The 17,529-nt window shown below is 66.3% G+C and carries 18 protein-coding genes; all 18 read right to left on the bottom strand.

Annotated elements, in window-relative coordinates:
• Positions 1-9: 9 nt before the first annotated feature.
• On the bottom strand, positions 10-1,752 hold the full coding sequence (locus HNS34_RS05825; RefSeq protein ID WP_172319002.1) for a SulP family inorganic anion transporter: 1,743 nt from the start codon (positions 1,750-1,752) through the stop codon (positions 10-12).
• A complete protein-coding gene (locus HNS34_RS05820; RefSeq protein WP_172319000.1) occupies positions 1,753-2,085 on the bottom strand; it encodes a protein tyrosine phosphatase family protein in 333 nt (110 codons plus the stop codon).
• Between the two features lie 41 nt (positions 2,086-2,126).
• Positions 2,127-3,011 (bottom strand): MBL fold metallo-hydrolase, encoded by an 885-nt coding sequence (locus HNS34_RS05815; protein WP_172318998.1) that lies wholly within the window; start codon positions 3,009-3,011, stop codon positions 2,127-2,129.
• A 22-nt stretch (positions 3,012-3,033) separates the two neighbouring features.
• Positions 3,034-3,471, bottom strand: a complete 438-nt coding sequence (locus tag HNS34_RS05810; RefSeq protein ID WP_172318996.1) for a DUF6691 family protein — start codon at positions 3,469-3,471, stop codon at positions 3,034-3,036.
• A 3-nt stretch (positions 3,472-3,474) separates the two neighbouring features.
• A complete protein-coding gene (locus tag HNS34_RS05805; protein ID WP_172318994.1) occupies positions 3,475-3,909 on the bottom strand; it encodes a YeeE/YedE family protein in 435 nt (144 codons plus the stop codon).
• A complete protein-coding gene (locus HNS34_RS05800; protein ID WP_172318992.1) occupies positions 3,906-4,118 on the bottom strand; it encodes a YgaP family membrane protein in 213 nt (70 codons plus the stop codon). The genes HNS34_RS05805 and HNS34_RS05800 overlap by 4 nt, the downstream gene beginning before the upstream one ends.
• Before the next feature lie 93 nt (positions 4,119-4,211).
• The gene (locus tag HNS34_RS05795; RefSeq protein WP_172318990.1) at positions 4,212-4,904 is read right to left on the bottom strand and encodes a Crp/Fnr family transcriptional regulator; all 693 of its coding nucleotides are present in this window, start codon (positions 4,902-4,904) and stop codon (positions 4,212-4,214) included.
• A 258-nt stretch (positions 4,905-5,162) separates the two neighbouring features.
• Positions 5,163-5,534 carry a DUF5368 domain-containing protein gene (locus HNS34_RS05790; RefSeq protein ID WP_172318988.1) on the bottom strand — a complete coding sequence of 124 codons (372 nt, stop codon included), beginning with the start codon at positions 5,532-5,534 and terminating at the stop codon, positions 5,163-5,165.
• A 19-nt stretch (positions 5,535-5,553) separates the two neighbouring features.
• Positions 5,554-6,855, bottom strand: a complete 1,302-nt coding sequence (locus HNS34_RS05785) for an NAD(P)/FAD-dependent oxidoreductase (protein WP_172318986.1) — start codon at positions 6,853-6,855, stop codon at positions 5,554-5,556.
• A gap of 129 nt (positions 6,856-6,984) precedes the next feature.
• Positions 6,985-7,992 carry an ACR3 family arsenite efflux transporter gene (gene arsB / locus HNS34_RS05780; RefSeq protein WP_172318984.1) on the bottom strand — a complete coding sequence of 336 codons (1,008 nt, stop codon included), beginning with the start codon at positions 7,990-7,992 and terminating at the stop codon, positions 6,985-6,987.
• Positions 7,989-9,266 carry an organoarsenical effux MFS transporter ArsJ gene (gene arsJ, locus HNS34_RS05775; RefSeq protein ID WP_172318982.1) on the bottom strand — a complete coding sequence of 426 codons (1,278 nt, stop codon included), beginning with the start codon at positions 9,264-9,266 and terminating at the stop codon, positions 7,989-7,991. Before arsJ ends, arsB begins: the two co-directional genes overlap by 4 nt.
• Positions 9,263-10,261, bottom strand: a complete 999-nt coding sequence (locus tag HNS34_RS05770) for an ArsJ-associated glyceraldehyde-3-phosphate dehydrogenase (protein ID WP_172318980.1) — start codon at positions 10,259-10,261, stop codon at positions 9,263-9,265. Before HNS34_RS05770 ends, arsJ begins: the two co-directional genes overlap by 4 nt.
• The gene (locus HNS34_RS05765) at positions 10,258-11,103 is read right to left on the bottom strand and encodes a metalloregulator ArsR/SmtB family transcription factor (protein ID WP_172318978.1); all 846 of its coding nucleotides are present in this window, start codon (positions 11,101-11,103) and stop codon (positions 10,258-10,260) included. The genes HNS34_RS05770 and HNS34_RS05765 overlap by 4 nt, the downstream gene beginning before the upstream one ends.
• A 125-nt stretch (positions 11,104-11,228) precedes the next feature.
• Positions 11,229-12,269 carry an aromatic ring-hydroxylating dioxygenase subunit alpha gene (locus HNS34_RS05760; RefSeq protein ID WP_172318976.1) on the bottom strand — a complete coding sequence of 347 codons (1,041 nt, stop codon included), beginning with the start codon at positions 12,267-12,269 and terminating at the stop codon, positions 11,229-11,231.
• A gap of 4 nt (positions 12,270-12,273) precedes the next feature.
• Entirely contained in the window at positions 12,274-13,944 is a 1,671-nt protein-coding gene (gene hutU, locus HNS34_RS05755; protein WP_172318974.1) for a urocanate hydratase, read from the bottom strand.
• Positions 13,941-14,741: an N-formylglutamate deformylase gene (gene hutG, locus HNS34_RS05750; protein ID WP_172318972.1), complete on the bottom strand. Its 801-nt coding sequence runs from the start codon at positions 14,739-14,741 to the stop codon at positions 13,941-13,943. The genes hutU and hutG overlap by 4 nt, the downstream gene beginning before the upstream one ends.
• The gene (gene hutH, locus HNS34_RS05745) at positions 14,738-16,276 is read right to left on the bottom strand and encodes a histidine ammonia-lyase (protein ID WP_172318970.1); all 1,539 of its coding nucleotides are present in this window, start codon (positions 16,274-16,276) and stop codon (positions 14,738-14,740) included. The genes hutG and hutH overlap by 4 nt, the downstream gene beginning before the upstream one ends.
• Positions 16,273-17,466, bottom strand: coding sequence for an imidazolonepropionase (hutI, locus tag HNS34_RS05740; protein WP_172318968.1), 1,194 nt, complete (start codon positions 17,464-17,466; stop codon positions 16,273-16,275). The genes hutH and hutI overlap by 4 nt, the downstream gene beginning before the upstream one ends.
• Between the last annotated feature and the right edge of the window lie 63 nt (positions 17,467-17,529).

Genomic DNA, 17,529 nt, shown 5'->3' with positions numbered 1-17,529 from the left:
CCGGTTCCGTCAGATTGCGCTTGCGGCGGCGGGCGCGGATGACGGGGCCAGGCGGGTCCATGCCTCGTATTGCGACAGGAACACCTGGCCGTTCAGGGCGGTAAGGAAATCGCTGCGGTGCAGCCGGTCCATCACCGGGCCCTTGACCTCGGACAGATGCAGGCCGACGCCCATGTCGCGCAGCCGCAGGTTGATCGCCTCGAGGCTTTCCAGCGCGGAATAATCGACCTCGTTCACCGCCGAGAACATCAAGACCACGTTGCGGATGTCGCAGCCCTCGGTCACGCGTTTCTGGATCAGGTCTTCGAGAAAACGGGCATTGGCGAAATAAAGGCTCTCATCGACGCGCAGGCTCACCAGGGTCGGGTCGGTCTCGACCGAATGACGATGGATATTGCGGAAGTGCTCGGTGCCCGGAACGCGGCCCAGTTCGGCGACATGGGGCCGCGAGGTCCGGTAGAGATGCAGCAGCACCGAAAGCGCAACCCCCGCGGCCACGCCGATCTCGACACCGAGGCCGAGGGTCAGCACAATCGTCACCGCGACGGCGGCGAAATCGGCGCGCGCGTAGCCCCAGGTCTTCTTGAGGATCGAGAGGTCCACGAGGCTGAGAACCGCCACGATGATGGTCGCCGCGAGGGTGGCCTTGGGCAGGTAATGGACCAGCGGTGTCAGCGCCACGGCCGCAATCGCCAGCCCGAGCGCGGTGAAGATCCCGGCGGCGGGCGTCTCGGCCCCGGCGTCGAAATTCACCACCGACCGCGAGAAGCCGCCGGTGACCGGAAAGCCGCCCGTGAAGCCCGCGCCCAGATTGGCCGCGCCCAACCCGATCAGTTCCTGGTCCGGGTCGATGCGCTGACGCTTCTTGGCCGCCAGGGTCTGCGCCACCGAAACGCTTTCGACAAAGCCGATGACCGAGATCAGGATCGCGGGCAGCACGAGGGCGCGCAGCAGGTCGGGGGACAGCCCCGGCAGGGTCAGGGGCGGCAGGCCCTGCGGCACCGTGCCGACAATGGCGACCCCGCGCTGGTCGAGACCCAGACCCCAGACCGCGAGCGTCGTCGCCACCACCGCCGCGACCGGCCCGGCCTTGGTCAGGATATCCGCAAGGGGGGCGGGCGCGCCCATTGCCCGCAGCAGGGGCTTGAGATGCGCCCGCGCCCAGAAGAGAAACCCGGTGGCGGCAAGACCGAGCGCTACGGTGATCCAGTTGATCCGGTCCAGATGCGCGCCAAGCGAAAGCACGAGCTCGGGGAGGGTGTGGCCCTCGGCCGGGATGCCGAGGATATGCTTGAGCTGGCTCGCCGCGATCAGGATGCCCGACGCGGTGATGAAGCCCGCGATCACCGGATGGCTGAGGAAATTCGCCAGGAACCCGAGGCGCAGGACCCCCATCAGCAGGAGGAACCCGCCCGACAGCACCGCCAGCGTCAGGGCCGCCACGGCATAGCCCGCGGTGCCCTGATCCGCGACCTGCCCGACCGCCGAGGCGGTCAGGAGCGAGACCACCGCCACCGGCCCGACGGCCAGGGCCCGGCTGGTGCCGAAGATCGCGTAGAGCACGATGGGGGCGATGGAGGCGTAGATGCCGGCCTCGGGCGGCAATCCCGCGAGCAAGGCATAGGCGAGCGATTGCGGGATCAGCATGATCGTGACGACGAGCGCCGCGATCATGTCATTCGAGAACGCCGTGCGGTCATAGGCGGGCGCCCAGTCGAGCAGGGGAACATGGCGGCGCAGGCTGCGGATCATTCAGGCGGCCCCGTGCAGGGTCCAGAGGCTCGAGGATCGCGCGCCCGACCGGCAATAGGCCAGCACCGGCGAGGGCAGCGCGCGCAGGGCCTCGGCGAAGGCGGTAACGTCGTCCGCGCCGATCTTGCCGGGGGCGACGGGGACAAAACGGGTGGCGATACCGGCCTTGCGCGCCGCGGCCTCGATCGCCGCGTAGGGCGGCTGGCCGGGAGCTTCGTCATCGGGGCGGTTGCAGATGATCGCACGGTAGCCCGCCGCGGCGATCGCCGCGACATCCTCGGGCATGATCTGCCCGGCCACCGCGATCTCGGGTGTCAGTCGTTTCAGGTCCATCTTGTCTCGTTCCGGATTGGGGAAGGCGCGGGCGCGGGCTGTCACAGCGCGTTCACCGGCACCTTCAGCATCGGATTTCCGTCCCTGTCGGTCGGAACCTCGCCCGCGCGCATGTTCACCTGCAACGACGGGATGATCAGCCGGGGCATGGCAAGCTGCGCATCGCGCTCGGTCCGGAACTTGACGAAGTCCGCCTTCGTCTTGCCCGCGCCGACATGGATATTATGGGCCTTTTCCTCGCCCACCGTGGTCTCCCACGCGATGTCGCGCCCGTTCGGCCCGTAATCGTGGCACATGAAAAGCCGCATCTCGTCGGGCAGCGCCAGCACCTTCTGGATCGAATCGTAGAGCGTGCCCGCATCGCCACCGGGAAAATCCGCCCGCGCCGAGCCGCCATCGGGCATGAACAGCGTGTCGCCTACGAAAGCCGCATCGCCCATCACATGCACCATGCAGGCGGGCGTGTGGCCGGGCGTGTACAGGGCAAAGGCCGGCATGTTGCCGATCTGGTAGGTGTCGCCATCCTCGAACAGGGCGTCGAACTGGCTGCCGTCGCGCTGGAACTCGGTGCCTTCGTTGAAGATCTTGCCGAAGGTGTCCTGGACCACCATGATCTTGGCGCCGATGCCGATCTTGCCGCCCAGTTTGCCCTGAATATACGGTGCCGCCGACAGGTGATCCGCGTGGACATGGGTTTCGATGATCCACTCCAGCTTGAGGCCCTGGGCCTCGATCTGGCGGATCAGCTCGTCCGCGTGGTCATAGGTGATCCGGCCCGCAGCATAGTCTATGTCCATGACGCTGTCGACGATCGCACAGGCGTTGGAGGTGGGATCCTTCACGATATAGCTGATCGTGTTGGTGGCCTCGTCGAAGAAGGCCTGAACCTGGGGTTTGATGTCCATCCGGACGGGGTAACCTGTCATGATGTCACTCCTTTGGGTTTGGTCACGTGGCCTGCTGCGCGCGGCGCGCGGCGGCGGATTGGATCGCCCGTGCAAGGACGATTCCGGCGATGAGGGCGGCGGTGAAGGCGAAGACCTCCCACCGTCCGGTGCCGAGCGCGGGAAGCGCCCCGCCGGGACAGAACCCCACGATGCCCCATCCGACGCCGAAGAGGATCGAGCCGCCGATCAGCGGCGCGTCGATCCGGGCCACGCCCGGCAGCGAGAAGTCGCGCTCGAAGATCGGGGCCGCGCGTCCGAAGACCAGCTTGTAGCCGACGAAGGTCGTCACCAGCGCGCCGCCCATCACCAGGATCAGGGACGGATCCCATGTTCCGGCGACGTCGAAGAAATTCAGCACCTTGGCAGGGTTGGCCATGCCCGAGATCAAGATTCCGACCCCGAAGATCAGGCCGATGAGATAGGTTGCGATCAGCTTCATGGCTTACCCCCCGATCACGTGGCGGATGACGTAGACGGTGGCGAAGCTGGCGGCCATGAAGGTCAGCGTCGCCACGATGGAGCGCGGGCTGAGCCGCGCCATGCCGCAGACGCCATGACCCGAGGCGCAGCCCGACCCGAAGCTGACGCCGACCCCGACGATGAGACCGCCGATGACAAGTGCTGCGGTCGAGATCGGGACCTCGATGGCGGGCATCTCGCCCGAGACCAGCCAGACCAGGGCGGGCCCGGTGACCATTCCGGCCAGAAGCGCCGCGCGCCAGGCAAAGTCGCGGGACGTCGCGGGCTGGATCAGGCCGACCAGGATGCCGGTGGCCCCCATCACACGTCCAAGCGTCAGCATCAGCAGGGTCGAGGCGACACCGATCAGGATGCCGCCCGACAACGAGGCCAGCGGGGTGAACGCGGTCTCGATCATTGGTTCAGCCCGCAGGTCCGGAGACCGAAGACACGGTAGAGCGGACAATGGCCCGCGAAAGCCGTGACAGCCATGATCGCGGCCACGATCACGGCGAGCCAGCCCAGCAGGCCACCCCCCGGAACACCGAGGCCGAACACCAGAACCAGCAAAAGCGTTGCGACCGCAAGGCGCGCGCCGCGGTCGGTCCTTCCCATATTCCTCGTCATGTCGTCTCCTCCTTCGGGAATCGTTTTCAAAGGTCTAGCAGACCGGCCCGGAAGAGTTTGGTGACTTGGTCACAGACCCTGAAATCGCGGGTTTCAGTCTTGCGCGCCAGAGGTCTTCACAAGACGGTCCAGCCCGTCCCGGTCGGTCAGGCGCACTTCGCCGCGGGCCTGTTCGATCCAGCCGCGACGGTGAAACTCGGACAGGGTGCGCGACACCACTTCGCGCGCGGTGCCAAGCTCGGTTCCCAGCATGGCATGGGTGGCGTGGACGATGCCGTCCGCATCGGCAAGCTCCAGCAGCCGCGCGGCCAGGCGCACATCCATGCGCTGGAATACGATATCGTCGATCAGGGTGAACAGGTCGGTGATGCGCCGCGAATAGGCGGTGAAGACGAAGGTGCGGAAGACGGGCGATCTCGCGACCAGGTCGTCGAAGACCCGGCGCGGGATCGCAACGGCGGTGACATCGGTCTCGGCGGTGCCCTCGGCCGAGTAATCCTCGAAAGCCAGCATGCAGGCCGTGGTCAGCACGCAGCTGTCACCGGCATGGACCCGGTAGAGGAACACGTCGCGCCCGGTCTCGGATTTCTGCTGAACCCGCACCGTCCCGTCCAGCAGCAGCCACAGGTTGTCCGCCGTCTGCCCCGGCGAGAATATCACCGTGCCCGAGGGAACCGAGACGATCTCGCTGCCGGCCTCGAGCTCGGCGCGCAGATCGTCCGGCAGCCCCCCGAGCCCCTTGAAATTGTCGATCCAGTTGGCGGTGTTCTGCCCCTTGGTCCCCATGCAATCGTCTCTCTTGGCGATACGGCCCGTCAGGCCGTCAGGATACTCCCTCCAGATAGGGGCCGGGGGCGCCAGTTTGAAACGTTTTTTCCGGTCGGTTCGTCGCAGGTCGGCTTTATTCCGGCTGGCGGATGCCGCCCAACTCCGAACCGGCGGGCAACCTGCCGAAAGGTCACACCCCGAGCCCATGTCGCCTGCCGCGACCGCCGTGCCCTCGTTCAGCGCGGTCATGGCAGGCCCCTTGCGCGTGTCGCCGCGCTATCGGACATCGCCGCCGCCTGTCGTGCGGCGCGATCCGATCAGCGCCTCGACGGTATAGACAAGGATGGCCATTCCGACGGCCCCCAGGGCGGCAATGCCGAGCAGCAGCATCACATCCACCGGGCCGCCGATGTCGGACAGGCGCGAGCGGGTCATCGCCATCACGAACCAGACGGCCAGCACCGCCCCAAGAGGCATCGACAGTTGCGCCAGCAGGAATTTCCGCCAGCTCACCGCCCGGTCCCGCACCAGGACATAGATGTAGCCAAGCGTGATCAGCGCCACCGCCGCCACCATCAGCCAGAACAGGCTGCGCCCGAAGATCTCCTCGAAGACCGCGGTCATGGTTTCATGGGTCAGTTCTTGCATGTCGTCTTCCTCCTCCTCCTCAGGCCCGGCCGCGCAGCATGGCGTTATAGGTGGGTTTCAGCGCGACCTCCTTCATCAGCCAGCTGATCCAAAGCTCCTCCAGCGGCGCGATGATGCCGGGGAAGGACGGGACCAGGTTGTTGCGGTAATCGAACTCGATCAGCATCGCGCGGCCGATCCGGGTGATCATCGGGCACGAGGTGTAGCCATTATAGGTGGCGGTGCCCTCGCGGCCCTCGATGGCGGCGACCAGGTGATCCTCGACCACCGGCACCTGCCACTTGACCGATGCGGCGGTCTTGCCCTTGGGCACGCCCGCGACATCGCCCAGGGCGAAGATCTCGGGGTGGCGCAGGTGGCGCAGCGTCTGCATGTCCACCTCGACCCATCCCTGATCGGTCCAGCGGTCTGCCCAGGCCAGCCCCGACTGCACCACGAAATCCGGCGCGCGCTGCGGCGGGATGACGTGGATATAATCATAATCGACCTCTTCGGTGCCGCCATCGACGGCGAATGTCGCGCGCCTGGCGCCCGCGTCGATCGCGGTCAGGGTCCGGTTCATCATCGTCTCGACGCCGCGATCCTCGAACAGCATCCGCACCTTCTCGGCCACGATGGGCACCCCGAAAAGCGCGGATTGCGGCGCGGCATAGATCATGTTCATGCGGCCCGCGTTGCCCGCCCGCCGACCGATATCGTCGATCAGAAAGGTGTGTTTCAGCGGTGCGCCCGCGCATTTCATCTCGGTCGCAGGGCGGGTGAAGAGGCCGGTGCCGCCCTCCTCCGCGAAGCGGCTGGCCGCAGCCCAGGTGCGCGCGGCGTGTTCCGGTCCGGCATAGAGCGCGCCAATCCCGTCCTGTCCCACCATGTCGAGGTTGAAGCCCTCGATGGCGTCGTGATCCAGCACCAGGCCGGGGGCCACGACAAGCCAGTCATAATCCAGCCTCTGCCCGCTTTCGGTCGAGACCGTCCTGGCCTCGGCATCGACGGCGGCCACCCGTTCGGGCAGCCAGGTAACGCCCTCGGGCAGCCACCCGGCGGTGTCCGAGACCACGTAACCCGCCGGTTTCAGCCCTGCCGCCACAAGCGTGAGGCCGGGCTGGTAGAGGTGATCGTGGCGCGGGTCGATCAGCGTGATCTCGGCCCCGTCCAGCCGCCGCACCAGCCGGTTGGCCAGCGCCGTGCCCGCCGCCCCTGCCCCGATGATGACGATCCGGGCCGAGGTCTCGACCGGTGCGACCTGCGCGTCGCCCGGGCCCGGCGCCAGCGCTGCCGCCGCCCCACCGGCCATCGCGATGTTGAGGAATTTTCTGCGGTTCATCTCATCCTCCTCTGCTGACTCGCGCAAGTATCGCCCGAGGACGCGCGCGCCGTCGGTGACAAGGTCACACATCCTTGCCGAAAGGGGCGGGACCGGGCCGGACGCAGACGGTGAACCGCCCTGCCCGTCTCAGGCAAAGCGCGCCCGCGTGCGGTTGGCGAAGGCCACCAGCGACAGCATCACCGGCACCTCGACCAGCACGCCCACCACCGTGGCCAGCGCCGCACCCGAGTTGAGGCCGAAAAGGCTGATTGCCACGGCGACCGCAAGCTCGAAGAAATTCGACGTGCCGATCAGGGCGCAAGGGGCCGCGATCCGGTGCGGTACGCGCAGCGCGAAGGCCGCCGTATAGGCCAGCGCGAAAATGCCGTAGGACTGGATCAAGATCGGCACCGCGATCAGCGCGATCACCTGCGGGCGGTCCAGGATCACCTGTCCCTGGAGCCCGAAAAGGATCACCACCGTCGCGATCAGGCCGACCATGGACCAGGGCTTGATGCGCTCGCGGAACGCCTCGATCCGGGCGGCGTGACCCAGGCGGCGGCGGGTCAGCAGCCCCGCCGCCAGCGGCAGCGCGATGAAGAGGATGACGGAAAGGACCAGCGTTCCCCATGGCACCACGATGTCGGTGACCCCGAGCAGGAAGGCCACGATCGGCGCGAAGGCGAAGACCATGACCACATCGTTCACCGAGACCTGCACCAGCGTGTAGCCCTCGTCGCCGCGCGTCAGCTGCGACCAGACGAAGACCATCGCGGTGCAGGGCGCGGCCCCCAGAAGGATCAGACCCGCGATATATTGCTGCGCATCGGCAGGCGCGATCAGGTCGGCGAAGACCACCTCGAAAAAGAGCACGCCCAGGGCCGCCATGGTGAAGGGCTTGATCAGCCAGTTGACCGCCAGCGTGATCGCCAGGCCCTTGGGCTGCTTGACCACGTCGCGCAGGCTGCCGGGATCGACGCCCACCATCATCGGGTAGACCATGGCCCAGATCAGCACCGCGACGACCAGGTTGACGCGGGCCAGTTCCGCCGCCGCGATTGCCGTGACAAGGCCGGGGGCCGCGCTGCCAAGTGCTATGCCCGCCACGATGGCCAGCGCGATCCAGAGCGACAGGTAGCGTTCGAAAAGGCTCATATCGCAGGCTCCTCTGCGGGGTCGGGGGTCAAGCGGCCCGCCGCAAACCCTGCGCCCGCCACCATCGCGCCGGCCAGCCCAAGCATCAAGGCCAGACCGCCCAGTTGATAGGAGAGGCCCGACAGGACCGTGCCCGCCAGCCGGCCCGCGGCATTGGCCATGTAGTAGACGCCGACATCCATCGTCACCCTCTCGGCGCGGGTGAAGGCGAGGATGAGGTAGGAATGCAACGAGGAGTTCACCGCGAAGACCGCGCCGAAGGCCAAAAGCCCCACGACCAGCGTCGCGGTCAGCCACGGGGCCGGACCGGGCGCCAGCAGCGCGGCGAGGCTGAGGGCGGCGGGGATGACCGCAAGTGTCCAGGCCCATCCACGGGCAGCGCGGATCAGCTCCGCCTCGGGGCGGGTGCGGGCGCGCAGGAGCCTCGGCGCGCTGGCCTGCACGGCGGCGTAGAGGATGGTCCAGGTGGCCATGAAGCCCCCGATCAGGAAGAAGGCGGCGCGGTTGCCCGCCTCGCTGCCATCCGACAGCACGGCGTAGAAATAGACGGGGATGCCGACCACGAACCAGACATCGCGCGCGCCGAAGAGGAACACCCGCGCCGCGCTGAGCCGGTTCACATTGGCCGAGGTGGAGAAGACCTCCTTCATCTGCACGCCCCGGCGGCCTCTGGGCAGCCCCGGCGGCATCGCCAGCCACACCGCCACCAGGATCACCGCCAGCACGGCGGCCATCGCCAGCACCGACGCGACAAAGCCGATCCCCGCCAAGAGCGCCGCGCCCAGGAAAAACCCCACGCCTTTCACGGCGTTCTTCGACCCCGTCAGGATCGCGACCCAGTGAAAGAGCCCGCCCTGCGCGGTCGGGGCGAGGTGCTTGACGGCGGATTTCGACGACATCTTGGCGAGATCCTTGGCCACGCCGCTCGCGCCCTGCACCGCCATGACGAACACCACCGACGCCGTCAGCGTCCAGCCGGGGTCAAGCTGCGCCAGCGCCACAAGCGCCGCAACCTGCAAGGCCAGCCCCGCGTAAAGCGTCGAGGTCAGCCCGAACCGCGCCGCGATCCAGCCCGCCGAGAGGTTGGTGATCATCCCCGCGACCTCGTAAAGCACGAAGAGCCAGGCCAGTTGCAGCGGCGAAAACCCAAGCTCATGGAAATGCAGCAGCACCAGCATCCTGAGCGCGCCATCGGTCAGCATGAAGGCCCAATAGGCGGCGGTGACGGCGATATAGGCCGACAGCGACGGGGGCCGATCAGCCGGGTCGCTCACGGCGCGGCCCCGACCATCAGCGCCACATCGACCAGCCGATGCGCATAGCCCATCTCGTTGTCATACCAGGCATAGATCTTCACCTGGGTGCCGTTCACAACCATGGTCGAGGGCGCATCGACAATGCTGGAGCGGGTGTCGTTGGTGTAATCGGCCGAGACCAGCGGGCGCTCCTCGTAGCCCAGGATCCCCGCAAGCGGCCCCTCGGCGGCGGTCTTGAAGAGGGCGTTGACCTCGTCCTCCGTGGTGTCGCGGGCCACCTCGAACACGCAATCGGTCAGCGACGCGTTCAGCAGCGGCACCCGCACCGCATGGCCGTTCAACCGGCCCGTGAGCTCGGGATAGATCAGCGTGATCGCGGTCGCGCTGCCCGTCGTCGTGGGGATGAGCGAATTGAGCGCCGAGCGCGCGCGACGCAGATCCTTGGCCGGGCGGTCGACGATGGTTTGCGTGTTTGTCACGTCATGGATCGTGGTGATCGAGCCGTGGCGGATGCCGATCCCCTCGTGGATGACCTTGACCACGGGGGCCAGGCAATTCGTCGTGCAGGAGGCGGCGGTGACGATCCTGTGCGCCTCGGGGTCGTAGGTCTCGTGATTGACGCCATAGACGATATTGGCCGTCGGCCCGTCCTTGACCGGGGCCGAGACCACAACCCGCTTGACGCCGCCGTCGAAATCGGGGGCGAGCCTGGCCTGCGTCTTGAACACGCCGGTGCAGTCGATGACCACATCCACCCCGTCGAGCGGCAGCGCCCCGAGGTCGCGCGTGCCGATGAAGGGCAGCCGTGTGCCATTGATCGTCACGGCCTCCGCGTCATGCGAAAACGCGGCGTCCCACCGGCCATGGACGGTGTCGAACTCCAGCAGATGCGCATGGGTCGCGGGGTCGCCGACGGCATCGTTGATCCAGGCGATCTCGGCGCCTTTCTCCAGCAGCGGCTTCAGCGCCAGTTTTCCGATCCGGCCAAGGCCGTTCACAGCATAGACGGTCATTCGGTGTCTCCTCGGGGCAGATGCGCCAGGTCATCGACCGCGCGTTGCAGGGAAATCCGGTCGAGCCGTTCCATCGGCAGTGCGGCAAAGGCCCGGATCCGGTGCAGAAAGGCGCTGTAGGCCTGGCGAAAGGCCAGGGCCTTTTCGGCGGGCGTGCCCTCCGCCTTGACCGGGTCCGGCACCCCCCAATGGCCGCTGACCGGCTGCCCTTCCCAGGCCGGGCAGGCCTCGTTCGCGGCCCGGTTGCAGACGGTGAAGACGAAATCGAAAACCGGCGCGTCGGGCCCCTGATACGTGGCGACTGTCTTGGCATGGAGGCCCGAGACATCGTGGCCGTTCTGGCGCAGCACCTCCAGAGCGAACGGGTTCAATTGCGATTCCGGGTCCGTGCCGGCGGAGAAGGCTTCGAACCGATCCCCCGCCAATGCGCGCAGGATCGACTCGGCGAAGATCGAACGGGCGGAATTTCCGGTGCAGATGAAGAGCACGTTGAACTTGCGGTTGGGCATGGTCTGGCCTTCCATGTGGGGAAAGATCGAAAGCGGCGCGCAGAGGTCCGGCCTGCCCCGGCAGCAATCGGTCAGGAGGTAGTCGAAAGTGCGCCGCACCTCCTCCATCGCGATGGCATAGCGCAGCGAGGTTCCCGCCCGCTCCTGCGTGACCAGCCCGGCCTGCGTCAGCGCCGAAAGGTAGGAGGACAGCGTCGAGGGCTTGATCCCCAGAACCTCGGACAACTCCCCCGCCGGCAGCCTGTCGGGGTAGCGCCGCATGAGCAGCCGGAAGATGGCCAGCCGCTGCGGATGGCCCAGGGTCGTGAGGCGAGAGGGAATCAGTGTTTCCATATTTCACGGATATTGGAAATAGAGGAACGTGGCAACCCCGAGACGGCCCTGCCCGCCCCGTGTTCCCGCGCGCAGAACCCGACAATGCCGCCACTCCCACGCTGGTGCGCCCGCCCGGATTGCGGCTATTGCGCCATCTGGGCGTCGACCTCGCGTTCTTCGTTGATCATCGCCTGCAACTGGCGGCGGAAGCGCAACTGCCCGCCGTCGATGGGCAGGTCGATATGCGGGCTGGTCTTTTCATCCAATCCGATCTGCACCTCGTTCAGCACCGCGCGATCCTCCTCGAAGGCGTTGCGCACATCCTCGCTCATCATCTTCGACAGCGCCTCATCCCCCGGGCGGATGTTGCGCAGCTGGAACCAGTAATAGCGCGTGGTCTTCTCCGTCACCGGGGTCATGAAATTGTAGCTGTCCATGATGAAGGTCTGCGGGTGAAGCGGCCCGTCCTCGCCCCCCGTTCCCGCGGGCGTGAACACCGCCTTGATCAGCGCGTGGGAGGGGTAGCGCACCTCGTAGTGCTGCAGCCGGTCGCAATTGCCCTCGAACTCCACCACCTTCTTGTAGAACGGGGCCGGTTCGTGATCCATCATCCAGCGATGCACGATCACGCCGGTCTCGGTCTTCCTGACGCGCAGCGGCGTGTCCTTGGTGGCGGCGGCGGCAAAGGAGCTTTCATGCACCCATGCAACATGCGTCGGGTCCAGCAGGTTGTCGCACATGAGCAGGTAATTGCAGTCAAGCTCCATCGCCGCACCGCGATTGATGCCCCAGTCCGGGTTGTCGAAATTCTCGATCTCGAAGATCTCATGGGGATCGGCCAGCGCCGGGTTGCCCATCCAGATCCAGACCAGCCCGTATTTCTCATGGCAAGGATAGGCACGGACCTTGGCATTGGACGGGATGCGCCCCGCCCCCGGTGCCCACACACATTGCCCGGCGCAATCGAAGGTCAGCCCGTGATAGCCGCATTCGACCGTATCGCCCTTGATCCGCCCCTTCGACAGCGGCAGCTTGCGGTGCGGACAGGCATCCTCAAGCGCGATGACCTCACCGGCCTCGTTGCGGAAGATGCAGATCTTCTGGTTCAGGACCATGATCTGTTGCAGGTCCCGCGTGACCTCCTCGCCCCAGGCGGCGACATACCATGCGTTTTTCAGGAACATCGGTTTACCCCTTCAAGATACCCGGCAGGTTCAGCCCGTTTTCCCGCGCGCAGTCCAGCGCGATCTCATAGCCCGCATCGGCGTGGCGCATCACGCCCGTGGCCGGGTCGTTCCACAGCACATTGGCAATGCGCCGGTCGGCATCCTGCGTCCCGTCGCAGCAGATCACCATGCCGGAATGCTGGGAGAACCCCATGCCGACGCCGCCACCGTGATGCAAGGAAACCCAGGTGGCCCCGCTGGCCACGTTCAGCATCGCATTGAGCAGCGGCCAATCGCTGACCGCATCCGAGCCATCCTTCATCGCCTCGGTTTCGCGGTTGGGCGAGGCGACGGAACCTGAATCCAGATGATCCCGGCCAATGACCACGGGCGCCTTCAACTCGCCCGTCCGCACCATTTCATTGAAGGCGAGGCCAAGCTTGTGGCGCACGCCCAGACCAACCCAACAGATCCGCGCGGGCAGACCCTGGAAACTGATCCGCTCGCGCGCCATGTCCAGCCAGTTATGCAGGTGCGGGTCGTCCACCAGCTCCTTCACCTTGGCGTCGGTCTTGTAGATATCCTCGGGGTCACCGGACAGGGCGCACCAGCGGAACGGGCCGATGCCACGACAGAACAGTGGCCGGATATAGGCGGGCACGAAACCGGGGAAGGCGAAGGCGTTTTCCAGCCCCTCCTCCAGCGCCACCTGGCGGATGTTGTTGCCGTAATCCAGCGTTGGCACGCCTGCGTTCCAGAAATCCACCATCGCCGCGACATGGGTTTTCATGCTGGCGCGGGCGGCCTTTTCCACCTCTTTCGGCGCGCTCTCCTGTTTCTCGCGCCATTCGGCGACGCTCCAGCCCTGCGGCAGGTAGCCATGCAACGGGTCATGCGCGCTGGTCTGGTCGGTCACCATGTCGGGGCGGATGCCGCGCCGCGCGATCTCGGGGAACACGTCGGCGGCATTGGCGATGAGACCGACAGACTTGGCCTCGCCCGCCCTGGTCCAACGCTCGATCATCTCCAGCGCCTCGTCGAGGCTATGCGTGATCTCGTCGACATAGCGGGTGCGCTTGCGGAACGCGGCGCGGGTCTCGTCGCACTCCACGGCCAGGCAGCAGGCCCCGGCCATGACGGCGGCCAGCGGCTGCGCGCCGCCCATGCCGCCAAGCCCGCCGGTCAGGATCCATTTCCCGGTCAGGTTGCCGTCGTAATGCTGACGCCCCGCCTCCACGAACGTCTCGTAAGTTCCCTGCACAATGCCTTGAGACCCAATGTAAATCCACGATCCGGCGGTCATCTGGCCATACATCGCCAGGCCCTTCTTATCCAGCTCGTTGAAATGGTCCCAATTGGCCCAATGCGGCACCAGGTTGGAATTTGCGATCAGCACGCGCGGCGCATCCTTGTGGGTGCGGAAGATGCCAACAGGCTTGCCGGACTGGACAAGCATGGTCTGGTCGTCTTCCAGCTCCTTCAGCCCCGCGACGATGGCGTCGAAATCCTCCCATGTCCGCGCGGCGCGGCCGATGCCGCCGTAAACCACCAATTCATGCGGGTTTTCGGCCACATCGGGGTGCAGGTTGTTCATCAGCATCCGCATCGGCGCCTCGGTCAGCCAGGATTTGGCGGAAATCTCGGTGCCGGTATCGGGATAGACGTCGCGGATATTGTGGCGGGGATTGGTCATGAGGCACCTTTGAGGCTTGGGGCCAGAACGGCCAGGTCGGTCAGGATTTGGGTGAGCGTCTCACGCAGGCGGGCGGCCTTCTCCGGGGAATAGGTCCAGGGCGGGGCCTCCGCCTCCAAGTAGGTGGATTGGGCCAGTTCCATCTGGATCGCGTGGAGGTTTTCGGCAGGCCGCCCATAGTGGCGCGTGGTCCAGCCCCCTTTGAAGCGTCCGTTTAACGTCGATGTGTAGTCATTTGTTTTAGCGCATAAATCATGCACTATTCTCTCAACACTTGAAGCACAGGTCGCGCCGTTATTCGTGCCAATATTGAAATCCGGCAGACGGCCCTCGAAGAGGAACGGGATATGGCTACGGATCGAGTGGCAATCATAGAGGATCGCCACCCCGTGGAGGTCGCGCACCCGGTCAAGCTCGGCCCGAAGCGCGGTGTGATAGGGCGTGTGAAACGCCGCGCGCCGCACCGCGACCTCGGTGTCATCGGGGGGGTCATCCCAGATCTCGCGCCCGTCGAAATCGGTCAGCGGCACGAGGCCCGTGGTGTTCTGACCGGGATAAAGGCTGACCCCCTCGGGGTCGCGGTTGGCGTCGATGACATAGCGGTGGAACGTGGCGCGCACGGTGGTCGCGCCGGGCAGAAGCCCGTCATAGAGCCTGTCGATATGCCAATCAGTGTCGGCCAGCAACCGACCGGTATCGTTGAGTTTTTCGGCCACGTCCCCCGGCACGTCTGTCCCGGTATGGGGCAGGCCCAGGACGATGGGGCTGTCGCCACGGCTCACCTCGACCGGGGTCATTCCGCGCGCCCCAAAACGTAGGCCGACAGGTCCACCGCGCCGATCAGCGCGCCGGTTTCGACCATCTCCGCCGCCGCCGTGATCAGCGGGGCCATGTAACGATCCTCGCCCAGTTCCGGCACCGCCTCGCGCAGTTTCGCAATGGCCGAGGTCAGCGGCGCGGAGGTCTTGAGCGGCGCGCGAAAGGCGATGCCCTGCGCGCCGCAAATGGCCTCCACCCCCAGGATCACCGAGAGGTTCGTGTTCATCCGGCCAAGCCTGCGCGCGGCATGGGCGGCCATCGACACGTGATCCTCCTGGTTGGCCGAGGTCGGCGTGGAATCTGTCGTGCAAGGGTTGGCCAAGTGTTTGTTTTCGCTCATCAAGGCCGCAGTTGTCACTTCCGCAATCATCAGCCCCGAGTTCAGTCCGGGGTCGGGCGTCAGGAAGGGCGGCAGGTCGAAACTGAGGTTGGGGTCGACCATCAGCGCCACCCGGCGCTGCGCAATCGCGCCGATCTCGGATATGGCAACGGCGATCTGGTCGGCGGCGAAGCCCACGGGCTCGGCGTGGAAATTGCCGCCCGAGACGATCAACCCCTCCTCGACCAGCACCAGGGGGTTATCCGTGACCGCGTTGGCCTCCACCTCCAGCGTGCGCGCGGCATGGTGCAGCAGGTCCATCGCGGCCCCCGTCACCTGCGGCTGGCAGCGGATGCAATAGGGATCCTGCACGCGGGTATCGCCCTCGCGGTGGCTCTCGCGGATCTCGCTGCCCTCCATCAAGGCCCGCTGCGCCCGCGCCACCTCGATCTGGCCCTTGTGGCCGCGCAGCGTGTGGATGGCGTCCTGCAGAGGCGCGGTGGAGCCCATGATCGCGTCGGTCGAGAGCGCGCAGGTCAGCACGGAGTTGGCGGCATTGCGGAACGCGCCCCAGAGGCCCACCAGCGCGCAGGCGGTGGAAAACTGCGTGCCGTTGATCAGCGCCAGCCCCTCCTTGGGGCCGAGCGTGATGGGGGCAAGACCGGCCTTCTCCAGCGCCTCGGCACTTGCCATCCTTTTGCCCTGAAACATCGCCTCGCCCGCGCCGATCATCGTCGCGGCCATATGCGCCAGCGGTGCAAGATCGCCCGACGCGCCCACGGACCCTTGCGCGGGGATCACAGGGGTGACGCCCTTGGCCAGCATTTCTTGAATGATCTCAATCGTTTCCCAGGCGCAGCCCGAAGCGCCGCGCCCGAGCGACAGCAGTTTCAGCGCCATCATCAGCCGGGTCGTGGGGGTGTCCAGAACCTCGCCCACGCCACAGCAATGGCTGAGGATGAGGTTCCTTTGCAGCGTCGCGGTGTCCCTGGCGGCGATCTTGACGCTGGCGAGCTTGCCGAAGCCGGTATTGACGCCATAGACCGCGTCATCCCCCGCGGCGGCCTTGGCAACCAGCGCGGCGGCGGCCTCGACTCCACCCTGCGCGGCGGGGTCCAGTTCGACGGGGGCCTCACCGGCCCAGATTTCGTGCAGCTCGGCCAGCGTCGCGGCGCCGGGGGCCAGGCGGATCATAGCTGACCTCCGAAAATGCGTTTATGCAGCGGGTTGAAGCCGATGCGATAGGCCAGTTCGGCGGGCGTCTCGACATCCCAGACCGCCAGATCGGCGCGGTGTCCGGGCACGATACGGCCCCGATCCGTGCAGCCCAGGGCGCGGGCGGCATGGGCGGTGACGCCAAGCAGCGCCTCCAGCGGTGTCATGCGGAACAGCGTGCAGCCCATGTTCATGGTCAGGAGCAGCGAGGTCAGCGGCGATGAGCCGGGGTTGCAATCGGTGGCCAGCGCTATCGGCACGCCGTGATCGCGGAAGGCCTGGATCGGCGGGGCCTGCGTCTCGCGGATGGTGTAGAAGGCACCGGGCAGGATCGTGGCGACGGTGCCGGAGGCCGCCAGCGCCTTGGCGTCCTCTTCGGTCGCGTATTCGACATGATCGGCCGAGAGCGCGCCGTATTTCGCGGCCAGCGCCGTGCCGCCGATATTCGAAAGCTGCTCGGCATGGAGCTTCACAGGCAACCCAAGTTCATGTGAAACCTTAAATACGCGCTCTATCTGCTTTGTATTGAATGCAATTCCTTCACAGAATCCATCCACGGCGTCGACCAGACCGGCCCCATGCGCGGCGCGCAGTGCGGGGATGGCGACCTCGTCGATATAGGCGTCGTCACGGCCCTTGTAATCGGCGGGCGTGGCATGGGCGCCGAGGAAGCTGGTGCGCACCTCGACAGGTCGCGCGTCACCGATCGCGCGGGCGACACGCAGCATTTTCAGCTCGGTCTCGATATCCAGACCGTAGCCCGATTTCACCTCGATCAGCGTGACGCCCTCGCCGATCAGCGTCTCGACCCGGCGCAGGGCATCGGCCAGCAGCGCCTCCTCGGATGCCGCGCGCGTGGCTTTCACGGTCGAGACGATCCCGCCGCCCGCCTTGGCGACCTCCTCGTAGCTGGCCCCGTTCAGGCGCAGCTCGAACTCCGCCGCGCGGTTGCCGCCGAAGACGACATGGGTGTGGCAATCAATCAGCCCCGGCGTGACCAGCCGCCCGCCAAGATCGGTCTCCACTTGCCGGGCATGTTCAGGCGGAATCCCACTGGCCTTGCCCACCCAGGCGACGCGCGCGCCTTCCAGCACAATCGCCCCATCCTCGATCACGCCGAAACTGGCGTTGTCAGCGAGGGTCGCAATCGTCGCATTGGTCAGGATCATGGGCTCGACTCACTTGTATCATGCGGTTTCCCCGTTATTATGTCTGCACATAATATGAGTCAA

Source organism: Alterinioella nitratireducens (assembly GCF_013155465.1).
GTDB lineage: Bacteria > Pseudomonadota > Alphaproteobacteria > Rhodobacterales > Rhodobacteraceae > Alterinioella > Alterinioella nitratireducens.
The sequence above is the reverse complement of the archived record's forward strand: the minus strand, read 5'-3'. Positions and strand labels throughout refer to the sequence as shown.